Source organism: Shewanella xiamenensis (assembly GCF_024971755.1).
GTDB classification, from domain to species: domain Bacteria; phylum Pseudomonadota; class Gammaproteobacteria; order Enterobacterales; family Shewanellaceae; genus Shewanella; species Shewanella xiamenensis.
This window is the reverse complement of sequence record NZ_CP079718.1, coordinates 3,776,365-3,790,221: the sequence shown is the minus strand read 5'-3', so window position 1 is coordinate 3,790,221 and position 13,857 is coordinate 3,776,365. Positions and strand designations below refer to the sequence as shown.

General features: G+C 46.3%; 13 protein-coding genes. 6 read left to right on the top strand and 7 right to left on the bottom strand.

Annotation, left to right across the window (positions count from 1 at the left end; all coding sequences use genetic code 11):
- The first annotated feature begins 52 nt into the window (after nucleotides 1-52).
- Nucleotides 53-1,720, top strand: a complete 1,668-nt coding sequence (locus KXJ80_RS17810; RefSeq protein ID WP_218738155.1) for an AAA family ATPase — start codon at nucleotides 53-55, stop codon at nucleotides 1,718-1,720.
- Entirely contained in the window at nucleotides 1,720-2,832 is a 1,113-nt protein-coding gene (locus KXJ80_RS17805; RefSeq protein WP_218738156.1) for a general secretion pathway protein GspB, read from the top strand. The genes KXJ80_RS17810 and KXJ80_RS17805 overlap by 1 nt, the downstream gene beginning before the upstream one ends.
- Nucleotides 2,833-2,887: 55 nt before the next feature.
- Here KXJ80_RS17805 and nhaD read toward each other — a convergent pair whose 3' ends face one another.
- A complete protein-coding gene (nhaD, locus tag KXJ80_RS17800) occupies nucleotides 2,888-4,135 on the bottom strand; it encodes a sodium:proton antiporter NhaD (RefSeq protein ID WP_037427613.1) in 1,248 nt (415 codons plus the stop codon).
- A 532-nt stretch (nucleotides 4,136-4,667) separates the two neighbouring features.
- Between nhaD and KXJ80_RS17795 the strand changes: the two genes are divergently transcribed.
- A complete protein-coding gene (locus tag KXJ80_RS17795; RefSeq protein WP_037415478.1) occupies nucleotides 4,668-4,865 on the top strand; it encodes a hypothetical protein in 198 nt (65 codons plus the stop codon).
- An 87-nt stretch (nucleotides 4,866-4,952) separates the two neighbouring features.
- Here the strand turns inward: KXJ80_RS17795 and hemL are convergent, their stop codons facing one another.
- The 3 genes from hemL to KXJ80_RS17780 form a co-directional block, all read right to left on the bottom strand.
- Nucleotides 4,953-6,245, bottom strand: coding sequence for a glutamate-1-semialdehyde 2,1-aminomutase (hemL, locus tag KXJ80_RS17790; protein WP_037427610.1), 1,293 nt, complete (start codon nucleotides 6,243-6,245; stop codon nucleotides 4,953-4,955).
- A gap of 26 nt (nucleotides 6,246-6,271) precedes the next feature.
- Complete coding sequence (locus tag KXJ80_RS17785; protein WP_037427609.1) at nucleotides 6,272-7,291, bottom strand: aspartate carbamoyltransferase; 1,020 nt, start codon at nucleotides 7,289-7,291, stop codon at nucleotides 6,272-6,274.
- Between the two features lie 210 nt (nucleotides 7,292-7,501).
- Nucleotides 7,502-9,226 (bottom strand): chloride channel protein, encoded by a 1,725-nt coding sequence (locus tag KXJ80_RS17780; protein ID WP_218738157.1) that lies wholly within the window; start codon nucleotides 9,224-9,226, stop codon nucleotides 7,502-7,504.
- A gap of 74 nt (nucleotides 9,227-9,300) precedes the next feature.
- Here KXJ80_RS17780 and KXJ80_RS17775 point away from each other — a divergent pair, with 74 nt between their 5' ends.
- The 3 genes from KXJ80_RS17775 to KXJ80_RS17765 all read left to right on the top strand — a co-directional run bounded on the left by KXJ80_RS17775 (nucleotide 9,301) and on the right by KXJ80_RS17765 (nucleotide 11,913).
- On the top strand, nucleotides 9,301-10,107 hold the full coding sequence (locus KXJ80_RS17775; protein WP_218738158.1) for a DUF6776 family protein: 807 nt from the start codon (nucleotides 9,301-9,303) through the stop codon (nucleotides 10,105-10,107).
- A complete protein-coding gene (gene erpA, locus KXJ80_RS17770) occupies nucleotides 10,100-10,450 on the top strand; it encodes an iron-sulfur cluster insertion protein ErpA (protein WP_011071517.1) in 351 nt (116 codons plus the stop codon). The genes KXJ80_RS17775 and erpA overlap by 8 nt, the downstream gene beginning before the upstream one ends.
- A gap of 140 nt (nucleotides 10,451-10,590) precedes the next feature.
- Nucleotides 10,591-11,913 carry an IS4-like element ISSba6 family transposase gene (locus tag KXJ80_RS17765; RefSeq protein ID WP_259474478.1) on the top strand — a complete coding sequence of 441 codons (1,323 nt, stop codon included), beginning with the start codon at nucleotides 10,591-10,593 and terminating at the stop codon, nucleotides 11,911-11,913.
- Between the two features lie 71 nt (nucleotides 11,914-11,984).
- Here the strand turns inward: KXJ80_RS17765 and KXJ80_RS17760 are convergent, their stop codons facing one another.
- The 3 genes from KXJ80_RS17760 to aqpZ form a co-directional block, all read right to left on the bottom strand.
- Nucleotides 11,985-12,440 carry a hypothetical protein gene (locus KXJ80_RS17760; RefSeq protein ID WP_099457685.1) on the bottom strand — a complete coding sequence of 152 codons (456 nt, stop codon included), beginning with the start codon at nucleotides 12,438-12,440 and terminating at the stop codon, nucleotides 11,985-11,987.
- Between the two features lie 19 nt (nucleotides 12,441-12,459).
- Nucleotides 12,460-12,840 carry a DUF2750 domain-containing protein gene (locus KXJ80_RS17755; protein ID WP_037415505.1) on the bottom strand — a complete coding sequence of 127 codons (381 nt, stop codon included), beginning with the start codon at nucleotides 12,838-12,840 and terminating at the stop codon, nucleotides 12,460-12,462.
- Between the two features lie 156 nt (nucleotides 12,841-12,996).
- Nucleotides 12,997-13,692, bottom strand: coding sequence for an aquaporin Z (aqpZ, locus tag KXJ80_RS17750; RefSeq protein WP_144375333.1), 696 nt, complete (start codon nucleotides 13,690-13,692; stop codon nucleotides 12,997-12,999).
- Nucleotides 13,693-13,857 lie beyond the last annotated feature (165 nt).

Genomic DNA, 13,857 nt, shown 5'->3' with positions numbered 1-13,857 from the left:
CTTTGGACGTTTTAACGTGGGGCGTTATTTTTAGCTTAGGATGATTGGTGGTATGTACAAGGCCTTTTATGGACTCAGTGATAACCCTTTTTCGATTGCACCCAATCCACATTATTTATTCTTGAGTGACAGACACAGAGAAGCCTTAGCCCATTTAACCTACGGGTTGGGTGAGACGGGTGGCTTTGTGTTACTAACGGGAGAGGTCGGCACAGGGAAGACAACAGTATCTCGTTGTTTGCTTGGGCAATTACCCGATCATACCGATACGGCGTTTATCTTAAATCCTTCGCTTACGGAGTTGGAATTACTCGCTACACTCTGTGATGAATTGAAGATTAGCTATGGTGAAAACCCAACCCTTAAACAGCTCACTGACCATCTGAGCCGTTTTTTACTCGCCAATCATGAGAAGGGCCGTAATACCGTTCTAATTATCGATGAGGCACAGCATTTACGTGCTGAAGTGTTAGAGCAATTAAGGTTGTTGACTAACCTTGAGACTGATACGAAAAAACTGCTGCAAGTCATTTTGATTGGCCAACCTGAACTGCAGCTGCTACTCAAACGACAAGAACTGCGGCAATTAGCCCAGCGGATCACTGCTCGTTATCATTTATTGCCGCTAAATGAAGATGAAATTGCCCTTTACGTATTGCATCGTTTGCAGGTTGCTGGTCGTTTTGAACCTTTATTTACGCGAAAAGCCATTAAGGTACTGCATAAATACAGTGGTGGTATTCCTCGTCTCATCAACTTATTGTGCGAGCGAGCCCTTATGGCTGGGTATGCTCAATCTAAGGTGCCCATTGATCACCATATGGTGAGACAAGCGGCTGCTGAAGTATTAGGGGAGGAAGAACCGCAGCAGCATAAGTATCTGTGGCCAAGTGCTATCGCCGCCGCATTGGTATTAGCTTTTGGAGTATCCTATTGGTTGTTTACGGATAAACTCGCGGTTGCCAATGTGACGACCGAGCCTGTGATCCACGCCAAACAAACAGTTGTAGCTGACAATTCTGTTCAGCAAAGCCAAACGCCAGTAAATAATACTGTACCAGCACTCACTCAAGTGCAAACTACTGTTGTGGCGGCTGATCCAAGTCTGCGGGTATTACAGGAGGCTATCAAACAAAGTCGAAGTATTGATACCGCCTTTGCAGGTCTTTTTAATGTGTGGGGTAAAGTCCCATTTAAAGGCCTCACTGCCTGTCAGTCTGCACGGGAGCAGGGGCTGTCATGTTATCAACAGCAGGGAAATTGGATGTCGATTACGCGGCTAAATTATCCTGCTGTTGTATATTTAGTGGATGATAATCAACAAGATTTTTATGGTGCAGTCATTGCAGTTGATGGTGATCAGCTATTGATGCAATTGGGCGAGCAGCAGCTTTGGGTTGATAGAGCTTGGTTCAATCAACACTTTAGCGGCACCTTTGAAATTCTCTGGCAGGCCCCAAATTTACCTATGCTGGAAATTAGCCAAAAATCGAGCCCTGGGCAATTACAGTGGCTGGAGAATGCGCTTGCCCATGTGGCTAAACGACCTTCACGCCGAGTCAGCCAATTTGATCTTAAGTTGGAGAATGATCTTAAAGCCTTTCAAAGCCAACATGGGTTGAAGGCTGACGGTATTGCAGGCAATCAAACGTTAGTGAGACTGAATTTGTACTTAAGTGATCAAGGGCCGCGCCTAACCGATAATGGAGCCCAGAGTTAATGTCCATTTTACTCGACGCGGTAACCCGTAATAAACAACAGCAAGCTTCACCTTTACCCGATGCGGTATTAACGCCGAGGGCAAGTTATCCTGCGCCGCGCAAGGCTTCTTTCCCTGCTGCAAAATTGTCGCTGCTTGCCGTTGCGATTACTCTTGGTATCGGTGTGGCATGGGGCGTTGCGCATTGGCAACAGGTCAATTCAATGATGCCCTTGAAGGCTAATGATGATAATAGAAGTGATCTTCAAACGGGCACAGTGATAACTCAGCATGCTTCAAATACAGGTTCTGATAGCTCTGTCTCAACGAGTCAGGCTAACCGGACCGCATCCTTAAATGACCCAGTAAGTGCAGCCACTACGGTTGCCACACAGGAAGATACTGTTACTCAGGGGAACGCCGCAGGATTTCGATTAGCTGGGAAAGTCGCTTTGCCCAGGGAGCAGGTATTAAATGATGTGCCTTTAAGCGCCCAAGCTTATCCGAGCGTAGATTCGTCACAGGTTGTCGCTACAAATACCTCCTCAAATGCTGATCCTAGTTATGATGACTATCTTGCGACGTCAGCGGCCTTAGATGAAACAACTCGCGCCCAGCCATCATCTGCCGAAAATGGGGAGGTGGCGCAAGAGCTTGCCGATCCTGAACCAATAATGTTGGGGGCGAATGCTAATCGTCAAGGGTTAGCAACACTTGAGGCGCTGCGTCAACAAGTTAATGCTGCGGCGACGGATGTTGGCTTGGATACGGCGCAGAGTCGTCAAGATGATGAATTGGTCGCGACCTTCCAAGATGCACTGAAAGAGGTGGAATATGTCAAAGCGGCTAAAACGCCTGTGACAGAGCCTAAGCTTGATCCTATCCCTAAAACGGAAAATGGCGATATTCCTAAATACGGGCAACTGCCTGCGGGATTACAACTACAAGTACCGGAATTTAATATTGTTGCCCATGTTTATTCGACGGATGCGAGTCAGCGTTGGTTAAACGTTGACGGTGCCGAGTTACAGGAAGGCGATATGATTGGTGGTAAGTTAAAGATCATTGCCATTCGTCCGCGGGATGTCGTTTTAGACATTCAAGGAACACAGTTTAGGGTTCCGGCGATGTAAGGCATTCTCTTAAGACAAAAGGCGCCTGTTGGCGCCTTTTGTTTATCGTTTTAAATTAAGCAAAGAAGTTATATGCGAGGAATAAAGTTAAGCCATAGCCAACACAGTAGCATAGGAATAGTGCAGGTACATATTTCAAGTAGCTTACAAAAGTGAGCTCTTTTACTTTGCTCATGGCCACGATACCCGCGGCTGAACCAATCACTAATAATGAACCACCGACACCCACGCTATAGGTTAAGCCTAACCATTCTGGAGTGTTGAGTACTGGCTCTGCTTTTAATAGGGCAGCAGTGAGTGGCACGTTATCGATAAGAGCTGAACCCATGCCTGTGACAAAGTTTGAGATATTTGGATTAAATAGGGCATAGGCCTCGGTCAGCATATCTAAGGTGCCGATTTCTTTAAGCATGCCAACTAGCAATAAAATCCCTAAGAAGAATAACAAAGTGTCATATTCAACTTGGCGGATATATTCAAGGATCTTGATTTCTTCTTTATCGCTGCGCGTTGTATGACCAATCAGGAACATGATGGACAGACCGGTTAAGAAGGTCAGTACTGGAGGGATGCCAAACAAAATGTTGAGTAACATGGTCATTAAAATCGTGCAGAAGAACACGAGGGCAATCAGTAGATCAACCGTTTGATAACTATGTTTAATTGGGGTTGTTGAGACGATACCTTCAGCTTTTAGCGAAAAGAGCGTTGCCAGTAAAACGACACTCACGGCTGATGGGATGAACAGCATTAACAGTTCGGAGATATGCACGTGACCCGCGAGGAAGATCATCAGCGTGGTGACGTCACCAGTTATCAATGCTACACCACCTGAGTTCACTGCGAAAATAATCAACACCGCCATTCTGCGACGCATTTGTTTATCGAGTTTAAAGGTGGTTAACAAACCCAAAGAAACCAATGTAGCAGTGACGTTATCACAAAAGGCGGACAGAATTAGCGAGAATAATGCGACTTGTATCATCAATAACCGAACAGAAACCTTTTGTGGAAAGAGCTTCTGCACCATGATTTGAATCATACCTTTGGCGTTAAGATAGGCAACAAAGGTCATTGTCGACATTAAAAATAGCCACAAGGTGGCAATTTCAAGCAAGTTTTCATTGAGTTGATGAGCAACTAACTTCTCATGGCTAGGATCTCCAGCAGCCATGAATAGTGCTACCCATGAAATACAGCCAAAGAATAAGGTGGTTTTTGCTTTATTAAGGTGGGTTACTTCTTCAAAAATAATACTGAGCAATGCAAGCAGTGCCAGTATGATCAGAAAGGTATATAGCATAACTGCAATTCCAACTGCTGTTTTAATGTCGTGGCAGGCCAAAGGCGAGCTATTGAGTGGCATTATCAAGGCTTAATTAAGTTTGCCGTGTTAACGCGTGCGGATCAGAACATAATGGCGCGAATAACGCAACTGTTAGCTGTAACTCAGTTTTGCGTTGCTTTGTGATGTACATCTCAGTTGTTTGGGTGTGTTTTTAGTTTTAAATACTGTCTTGTGGTTTTTTGTTGGTTTTTTATGTTGTTTGTTTCGGGTTGGTTATTGAGTGTAAAGTAAGATCTACGATTAAAGTCTAAGCCGTTATTCTATCGATCCTGCAATTAATTTTTCTTTAGAGAGAAAATTCTGATTGAAAATTCAATGGTTCAAATTAGATGCTGGATTTGAGTTTATTACCGACAATTGTACGGAATGTGCTGAGTGAGTCACAGATATGGCCACGTCGAAATATTGACCGAACAGAAAGTGAGCGGTATCTTGTGCCTCTTTTATCGTTAGGACACTGGATGTTGTATTTTGAGGATGATGCAAAATGAACTTTGTACTCCGGAGTCTCTTACTCTTAGGCTCTTTGGTTTGGCTGATCTACAGTGGTAAACAATTACTTGCTTTGGGTATATTCCACAATCCTAGCTTAGTGATTGATCACATCACGTTAACTCTACAAGCCTTAGTCGCAGCGATTATCTTTAAGTCGGCCTTAGGTTCAAAAAAGTCCGATAGCTATTGATTGGGCTAAGATTTGCACAATATTACTTTCAAAAGCTAAGTAAGAAAAAGGGACGCTAATGCGTCCCTTGATATTTTAAGCGCTCGCTTACATTGCCGCTTTCATGCGAGCTAATACGCGATCAGCCGCTTCAAGCGTGAGGCGCAATTCTTCTTCTCCATGGGCCATCGACAGGAAGCCAGCTTCATAAGCACTCGGTGCTAAGTAAACGCCTTCATCTAACATGCCATGGTAGAAAGTGCGGAAGTGCTCAATATTGCACTTAGTCACTTGGTCGAAGCGAGTGATCTGCTCTTGCTCAGTGAAGAAGAAGCCGAACATACCGCCAACATAGTTGATCGCCATTGGGATGCCGTGCTTATCAGCCGCCGCTTTAAAGCCTTCGGCGATGCGCTTGGTTTTAGCGCTCAGCGCTTCGTACAGACCTTCTTCACACAGCGCTTCCATTTGTGCTAGACCCGCTGACATCGCAATGGGATTACCTGAAAGCGTGCCTGCTTGGTATACAGGGCCAGTTGGTGCGATAAACTGCATCACATCTTTACGGCCACCAAATGCACCTACAGGCATACCGCCACCGATGACTTTACCGAGTGTGGTTAAGTCTGGTGTAACGCCATAGTGACCTTGAGCGCCACTTCTTGATACACGGAAACCTGTCATCACTTCGTCGATAATCAGCAGCGCACCAAACTCATCACACAGGCTACGCAGACCTTCGAGGAAGCCTGGGATAGGTGGAATGCAGTTCATGTTGCCAGCAACGGGCTCGATAATGATACAAGAAATCTCAGTTGGATATTGCTCGAACAGCGAACGAACAGAATCCAGATCGTTATACACAGCAGTTAAGGTGTGCTTTGCGAAATCTTCAGGAATGCCAGGTGAGCTGGGTTGGCCTAAGGTTAATGCACCGGAACCTGCTTTAACTAATAGACAGTCAGCGTGACCATGGTAGCAACCTTCAAATTTTAAGATCTTGTCACGATTAGTAAAACCGCGCGCTAAGCGAATTGCACTCATGGTCGCTTCAGTACCTGAGCTCACCATACGGACTTGCTCGATAGAAGGTACCATGGCGATCACTTTCTCAGCCATTTGTACTTCAAGTTCGGTCGGCGCGCCAAAAGACAGACCATTATGTACCGCAGCCAATACGGCTTCACGGATCTTCGGATGGTTGTGGCCGAGGATCATCGGGCCCCAAGAGCCGACATAGTCGATATAAGCTTTACCATCGGCATCGTAAATATAAGCGCCATCAGCTTTTTCAATAAACAGGGGTGAGCCACCTACACCGTTAAATGCACGAACCGGAGAGTTAACACCGCCGGGGATGGTTTTTTTAGCCTGTTCAAATAGCGCTTCGGAACGGGTCATGTTAAGTCCTTAAAGTATGTAGCCGATTAGCGATCGGCTTTACGTGAATACCAATTAACAGGACACTCATATTTTTCGAGTTGTGAGTCAACCCCGAGTGTCAATGCAAACAGTGCCATACGAATTAACAGTCCATTGTCCGCCTGTCTGAAGATAGCGAGATTAGGATGGCTGTTTAAATCATTATCTAACTCATTAGCTTGCGCACGCGAATCCCGTGGCAGCGGGTGCATGATCACAGTGTTAGATTTGCAATGTTGGGTGTAAATACTGCGATTCAAACGGAATTTACCGCGGTATTTGTTTGCTTCTTCCTGGGATGGGAAGCGCTCTTCTTGAATGCGGGTCAGATAAAGAATATCTGCTTTATCTAAATGGCCTTCAAGCTGGTCTGTTATTTTGATGCTATGGCCAGCATTTTCAATGTCTGAGATCACATAATCAGGCATAGCTAATTCAGCTGGTGAAATCAGTGTGAAGCTGATGTTCTTATACATGCACAGCAAGCGCGACAATGAATGCACGGTGCGGCCAAACTTTAAATCACCGACCATAGCGATATGCATGCCATCGATACCGCGGCCAGCATGACCTAACTCTTTTTGAATGGTAAACAAATCGAGCAATGCTTGGGTTGGGTGCTCGTTCGAACCATCACCGCCATTGATTACGGGGACGCGGCTACCTTCGGCAAACTCTTTGACAGAGTATGAGTCTGGGTGGCGCATCGCAATCACATCGGAATAGGTTGAGAGTACGCGGGCGGTATCGTACAGGGATTCACCCTTAGATAAGGACGAAGAGGCCATACCAGTGGTTTCACGCACATGGCCGCCGAGTAAGTTAAAGGCACAGCCAAAACTGACGCGGGTACGGGTACTTGGCTCGAAAAACAGGTTACCTAAAATGGCGCCTTCGAGCACTTTTGTGCGCTTCTCACGAAGTGCATAGGGCATCATGCGGTGGGCGACATTAAAAATAGTTTGGATTGAATCAAGATCTAACTGGTTTACGGAGAGGATGTGGGATCCTTCGAACTGGTTCATCAGCCTGTTTTCCAATTGCTAGGGGGCGTTCAAGTGCAGATATTGCGCTCGTAGCCCTAATGTTATGTAGGGTGGCTGAGGCGCGATTGTAACAGATGCACCAAGGCAGCGAAATAGCACCCTTGCCTCTGTAGTGTATTTTTACCGTGAAACAACAGGATTTTGTGAATCCAATCCACTCTTGGTTGACTGTTTAGTCTGTGACTTGGCTTAGACTTGGCCTGAGCGAATTTCTTGCTGTAGGTTCGACCAACTAATCACCCCTACCACGTTATCTGGCGTGTCTTGATAGATAAAGACTTCACCGCTGCGCTTGGGTGACAGTATTGAATAGACCTCATCTAAGGTTTTGGTATCACTTAGTCCCTGCATGGGATGGCGTGAGAGGGTGATGTTGTCATCAAAGGATTGCATCTCAAGGCTGAGCATTTCTATTACTCCATCGGCATTACGTACTAACACAGGGCGACCTTCGGCGCGTTTTAACACCTCGAGCAGTAGCTCATCGTTGTTGTTAACGATAACGAAGCGCTTATCCATCAGGGCGCGTACGCCTTTTTTCTGTAGCGCCAGATTCACGGGGGCCACTTTATAGCCTAAGCCCATAATTTCTAACTGTTTGAAGAAGATCGAGTTAGTTTTAAAACCTTGATAGGCAATCAAAAATGCGGGAGCTGTGACAAACATCGCGGGCAGAATAATACTGGCATCGTTGGTCATTTCGAGCAGCGCGACTAATGCAGCGAGCGGCGCACTTAGGCAAACGCCCATCATGGCAGTCATGCCTATCACTGTATAGAGGCCAACGTAAGGCGCAATCGAAGGGAATAACATCGCACTGACTAAGGCTAAGATGGCACCGATTAAGGCGCCGATGCCGTAGAGCGGGCCAATCAATCCGCCCGGGATCCCAAGCCCTATCGCCGCAATGGTGGCGATAATCTTTGCGGCAAGCAGGGCGATTAACAGCAATAAACTGGGATGCTCGCTAATGGCTTCACTGATCGCTAAATCTCCGGTACCGAGGGCTTGGGGCAAGATTAATCCAATCAGCGTAGTGATACCGCCCGCCAGCAAGAGCCGATAAATCAGTGGCCAGTTTTGCCCCGTAGCAGTGACTTTAATGAGGGCGTAATTAAAAAAGGCGGCGGCGCAGCCTAGTGCAATACCGCCAAGGGCTAAAATCGGATAGTGATCCAATGGAATATGGATTACTTGAATACGATCAAACTCATGCACATTGCCAAACACCAGCTGGCTGGAAACCGCGCCGCAAATGGCGGATAGCATAATCGGGAAGAAGTAATGCACTTTGTACTCGCGCACGATCACTTCGAGTACAAAAATCACTGCTGCTAGCGGCGCGTTAAAGGTGGCGGCAATCCCAGCTGCAATGCCGCTGGCGCACATAATTCGCACACTATTGTCGGGAAGATTAAATTTTTCGGCTAGAACACTGGCACTTACGGCGCCAAGGTGAATGGCGGGGCCTTCACGGCCCACCGAAAAATTAGTCCCTAAGGCAAACAAGGCCTGAAAAAATTGCCCTGCGGCAGATTGCAAGGGGATTTTGCCGTAATGCAATTTAACCCTATGTAATACATAGGCAATCCCCATGCGCTTGTAACGTTTAGAGCCGAGTTTGGCGACAATCCAGATCAACAAGGCGCCAAAAAGTGGCAACAATGCTCGCCAGTCGGTGATGTTACCCGTAAAATCCTGCGTCTCGATTTGGGTGTAATGGTTTGCCCACTGGAGTAAGAGTCGAAACAACAGGATCACGCAGGAGGCGAAGATGGCGAATAACAAGGCCAGTAAGCACAGCTGCGCACTGATCTTGGCTTGAGATAAATGATCACGTAGCTCGTTAGTTAAGTACTTTTTAGCTGTGCTTATAGCGTCTTGAATCGCGGCTTTATTTATCGTTAATTGCACTGCATTGGCCTGAGTTGTATTGTATCGAACTCGTTCTTGAGTTGATTGTATTTTATATAAGGGGCTGTTACCTAATGCCAAATTATCATCGTTGGCTAGACCGGCTGCAAGTCATGGATTTAAAGTATCGTCCATCGACCAAGTATTTATTGCTATTAGTTTTTGTAGCATTTTTATTGGGCGCTTGGGTGAGCTTTATTGTATTAAATAGTGATGAAGCTGTCGTGAAGCACATTGGTGGGGGGAAATTGCAACGTGTTACCGCTGAACTTGAGTTGCAAACCCAGGAACTCGCTACCCGCAATTTAGAGCTATCTGTCGAACGCGAAGCCAATGCGCAAATGCAAGATATGTTTGCACAGCAGATGAAAAAACAAAAAGAGCTAGAGCACGAATTAGCCTTTTATCGCAGCATTATGTCACCAGATGACAACGCTGAAGGTGTGGCTATCCATGGCCTAGAAATGACGCTAGGGGCCTTGGTTGATGAATATAATTTCAAACTGATTTTGACTCAGCTGCAAAAACGTAAGCAGGCGATTCAAGGCCGCACCGAAATCACGCTTATTGGTGTGCAAGATGGTAAATCTGTTGAGTTAAGTGTGAACAAACTCACGGGTTCTAAGCTTGAATTTGATTTTCGCTATTTTCAGGTCATAGATACCAAAGTTACTGTGCCAGCTGGCTTTAATGTGGTGCAAGTCAAAGTGAAAGTGGTGGTGCCTTCGAGCCGCTGGACTAAAAATTCGCAGACAGAACATGTCTATAGTGTCCCTGAATTATTACAGGGTGAAAAAGAACCGCGGGTAATACTTGAACAAAATAGTCAGGTAACGGATAATTTGCCCCAGAAAACTGATGTAAGAGGTAGTAATGACTGATCAAGCTGACGCAACAATGCCAATTAAATTTACCGATGCGGCAGCCGCTAAGGTAAAAGGCTTGTTGGAAGAAGAGCAAAATCCTGCACTTAAGCTACGCGTGTATGTTACTGGCGGTGGTTGTTCTGGATTTCAGTACGGCTTTACCTTTGATGAAAAGGTCAATGAAGGCGACTTCACTGTTGAGAAACAAGGCGTCCAATTGGTCGTCGATCCCATGAGCTTACAATACCTCGTTGGCGGTGAAGTGGATTACACTTCAGGTCTCGAAGGTTCGCGTTTCTTTGTGAAGAACCCTAATGCCACAACCACCTGTGGCTGTGGTGCAAGTTTCTCTGTATAAGCTTGTGTTACAAATGTAGTTAGCTGATATAGAAAATAAAAAAGCCGTCGACAAGACTAATGCCGATCAGTTAAGACAGATCGCTTGACGATCTCGCTGAAAAGATCAAAATCCGATGACCTCATGTCATCGGATTTTTTATGCAACTCTCAGAAGCACTCGCCCGTACTCATATTACCCGCCTAACCGAATTCACCTGCTTAGCTGATGTGTTAGAACCTGAGTTAATTCAATCTTGCCTAGACTCTCAGGGCGTTGCGACGTTAAGACGGCGTAAATTGCCGATGGACGCGATGATTTGGGCCGTTATCGGAATGGCTTTGTTCCGAGGAGAGTCTGTTCGGTCACTCATCAACAAACTCGACATTGTTTTGCCGCAAGAGATTGATTATGTTGCACGCAGCGCCGTGACTCAGGCGCGTAAACGATTGGGTAGTGAGGTTATTAGAGAAGTATTTAGCCGCAGCGCCAATACCTGGCACGCGAGAGCTGAACATCCTCATTGGTGCGGTCTTAACTTGTATGGTGTTGACGGTGTCGTGTGGCGGACACCCGATAGTGTCCAAAATCAAGCCGCCTTTGCGCGAACCGCCAACGCTTCAGGCGAAGCGGCTTATCCGCAAATTCGCATGGTTTGCTTGATGGAATTAAGCAGCCATTTATTGGTCAACAGCGCCTTTGATTCGGTTGCCGAAAATGAAATGAACTTAGCGTCCCAGCTCATTCCTAGCATTCCTAATCACAGCCTAACCCTATTTGACCGAGGATTTTACTCGCTCGGCCTGCTGCACGCTTGGCAGCAAGCGCAACCTGATAGCCACTGGTTGTTGCCATTGAAGAAAGGCACTCAATATGAGGTGGTGCGAACGCTGGGGAAACATGACCAGTGGGTGAAACTCACCACGACACCTCAAGCCAGAAAGAAATGGCCGCAGCTCCCAGATACCCTTGAAGCGCGTTTACTCACTAAGATAGTGAAAGGTAAGTCAGTCGCCATTTTGACCTCGTTGACAGACCCGATGCGTTACCCCAGCGAAGACATCGTCGACTTATATGCCCATCGATGGGAAATTGAACTGGGCTATAGAGAGATGAAACAACATCTGTTGGAGAGTCGTTTTACGCTTCGCAGTCAACTACCGGAGCTGGTGACTCAAGAGTTATGGGGCGTGCTACTGGCCTATAATCTCATTAGATATAAGATGTTGCTGATGGCTAAAAGCTTGCCATCGGTCCATCCCAATCAACTGAGTTTTCGGGATGCGGCGAGTTATATCATCTTCAAGTTGACACAACTGTCATCACAAACACCGGGGAATGTCCCGAGAGACGTATTGGATATAGAACGAAATACACGGCAATTTAAGCTGGATGGTAAACGGGAAAGGGCATATCCACGAGTCCTTAAAATGAGCAAAAACAAGTTTCCGGTTAGACCAAAGAAAAATGCCGTTCACTCTTAAGTGAACGGCATTAGTCGACAAGACGGCTTTTTTATTGGTAATGATCTACTGAGCTGCGTTGGTATAGGCCGTTAGTTCATAATATTGAGGTTTAACTTGGGCTTAAACCAAGCTTTAACGTCCTTATCGAATGCGATCCAAACCTGCAATAAAGATAAGACAATCAACACAGTAAAAATCACATAGTCAGGTAGTTTTCCCTGCCACTGGCCAAGGTGCACTGTGGTTGGTCCTGCGACGAGGTTGTCAGGATCGTATAACAGTACTGGTAGCATACTCACTAATGCTAACTGCACTAAGGTATAACCTCTTAGCATAATTAGCCCAGCCTTTTGGCGACCTATAATCCCGAGCACCATCAATAGGGTTAACAGGCAGAAAAGTACCCCTTGTTTGGCGATTAAACCGCTTACCGATGCTGCGACGTAAAGTAGCAGCAAAGCAATTAAGCGTTTAGGTAAACGGGCTTTTGCCAAGTGTGGCGTAGCCTGCGTTGCCAAAGAGGATTCTTGCTCGCTCAGCGACATTGTGGTTTGCCCTTGTGGATTAGTGGCTTTGTTTAGTGACTAAACGTTGATCTAATTCATAGGGTGGGATCACAACACCTAAGTCGTCCTGTACAGGGAATACGGCAACGAACAGATCGTCATCTTCCATGCCTGGTACCCATCGTTCATGCCATTCATCATAGGGAATCGCTAAGGTTTGGCAGTCGCTCCAATCATCGACTGCCCAAGACTCAGCCGCTTCTTCGGTTGGCCACATTGGGATACAGTCTTCATCTTCAGTGGTTAGCATTACGCAACCATCTTGATCTTGAAGCGTCCATAACACTTTATGTTGCTTGATTTGTTCAACAAGGTAGTCGTAACGCGCTTCTGGAGTCATGCCAGCGGCTTCTGCAAAGGTTTTAACAGTCTTGCTCATGAAAATATCTCTTATGCGTGAATAGGGCGAAGCCTGTCGTGCCACAAAAGTAAAAACGTGGGCACAGCAAAACTCACCAGTTGCCAAGATGGTAACATTAGAGCGGAGTTTGAAAAAGCACAACAGCGCAGCCAAAGCGCTGTTGGCATAGAGGGATTACTTGGCAGCGTTGAAATAACGGTAGATAACGCCCGCTAAAATGGCACCAATGATCGGAGCTGCCCAAAATAGCCATAATTGTGATACGGCCCAATCACCAACAAATAGCGCTGGGCCTGTGCTGCGGGCAGGATTTACTGAGGTGTTAGATACAGGAATACTGATGAGGTGGATTAGGGTTAAGCATAAACCAATAGCGATCGGGGCAAAGCCTTTAGGCGCTCGTTCATCGGTTGAGCCTAAAATGACGAGTAGAAAAAATAAGGTCATTACAATTTCGCTGATCATTACCGACATCATGCTATAGCCGCCTGGAGAATGTTCACCAAAGCCATTAGAAGCAAAACCTGCCGCGAGACTAAAACCTTCTTGCCCTGAGGCGATTAAATACAATACGCCTGCACCGACAATACCGCCCGCTACTTGGGCAATGATATAAGGCAACAGTTCCGATGCTGGAAAACGTCCGCCAGCCCAGAGTCCAAATGATACCGCCGGGTTGAGGTGGCAACCTGAGATATGACCAATCGCGAAGGCCATAGTGAGAACGGTTAAGCCAAAGGCGAGTGACACTCCGAGTAAGCCTATCCCCACCTCAGGAAAAGCTGCTGCCAGCACTGCGCTGCCGCAGCCGCCGAGAACAAGCCACAGAGTGCCCAAAAATTCTGCCGCCATTTTTTGTGACATATTCATTGATTGATTTCCTATTCAGTCGATTTATGTCGGTATGGCTTTTTGACGCCATTGCATAAACCATTGTTTATCTTGCTGGTTAAGTGTAGCTAGATAAATAACCATTCCCTTAATTGAAGTGTTATGTCTGCAGATTGTTCGGATCTCTATAGACCATCACAACCT

What these genes read in the sequence shown, in the direction of transcription:
- KXJ80_RS17810 (WP_218738155.1), top strand. Translation starts at nt 53, where the DNA reads ATGTACAAGGCCTTTTATGGACTCAGTGATAACCCTTTTTCGATTGCA.
- KXJ80_RS17795 (WP_037415478.1), top strand. Translation starts at nt 4,668, where the DNA reads ATGAACTTTGTACTCCGGAGTCTCTTACTCTTAGGCTCTTTGGTTTGG.
- KXJ80_RS17765 (WP_259474478.1), top strand. Translation starts at nt 10,591, where the DNA reads ATGCAACTCTCAGAAGCACTCGCCCGTACTCATATTACCCGCCTAACC.
- KXJ80_RS17760 (WP_099457685.1), bottom strand. Translation starts at nt 12,440, where the DNA reads ATGTCGCTGAGCGAGCAAGAATCCTCTTTGGCAACGCAGGCTACGCCA.
- nhaD (WP_037427613.1), bottom strand. Translation starts at nt 4,135, where the DNA reads ATGCTATATACCTTTCTGATCATACTGGCACTGCTTGCATTGCTCAGT.
- KXJ80_RS17785 (WP_037427609.1), bottom strand. Translation starts at nt 7,291, where the DNA reads ATGAACCAGTTCGAAGGATCCCACATCCTCTCCGTAAACCAGTTAGAT.
- KXJ80_RS17755 (WP_037415505.1), bottom strand. Translation starts at nt 12,840, where the DNA reads ATGAGCAAGACTGTTAAAACCTTTGCAGAAGCCGCTGGCATGACTCCA.
- hemL (WP_037427610.1), bottom strand. Translation starts at nt 6,245, where the DNA reads ATGACCCGTTCCGAAGCGCTATTTGAACAGGCTAAAAAAACCATCCCC.
- aqpZ (WP_144375333.1), bottom strand. Translation starts at nt 13,692, where the DNA reads ATGAATATGTCACAAAAAATGGCGGCAGAATTTTTGGGCACTCTGTGG.
- KXJ80_RS17805 (WP_218738156.1), top strand. Translation starts at nt 1,720, where the DNA reads ATGTCCATTTTACTCGACGCGGTAACCCGTAATAAACAACAGCAAGCT.
- KXJ80_RS17775 (WP_218738158.1), top strand. Translation starts at nt 9,301, where the DNA reads ATGCCAAATTATCATCGTTGGCTAGACCGGCTGCAAGTCATGGATTTA.
- erpA (WP_011071517.1), top strand. Translation starts at nt 10,100, where the DNA reads ATGACTGATCAAGCTGACGCAACAATGCCAATTAAATTTACCGATGCG.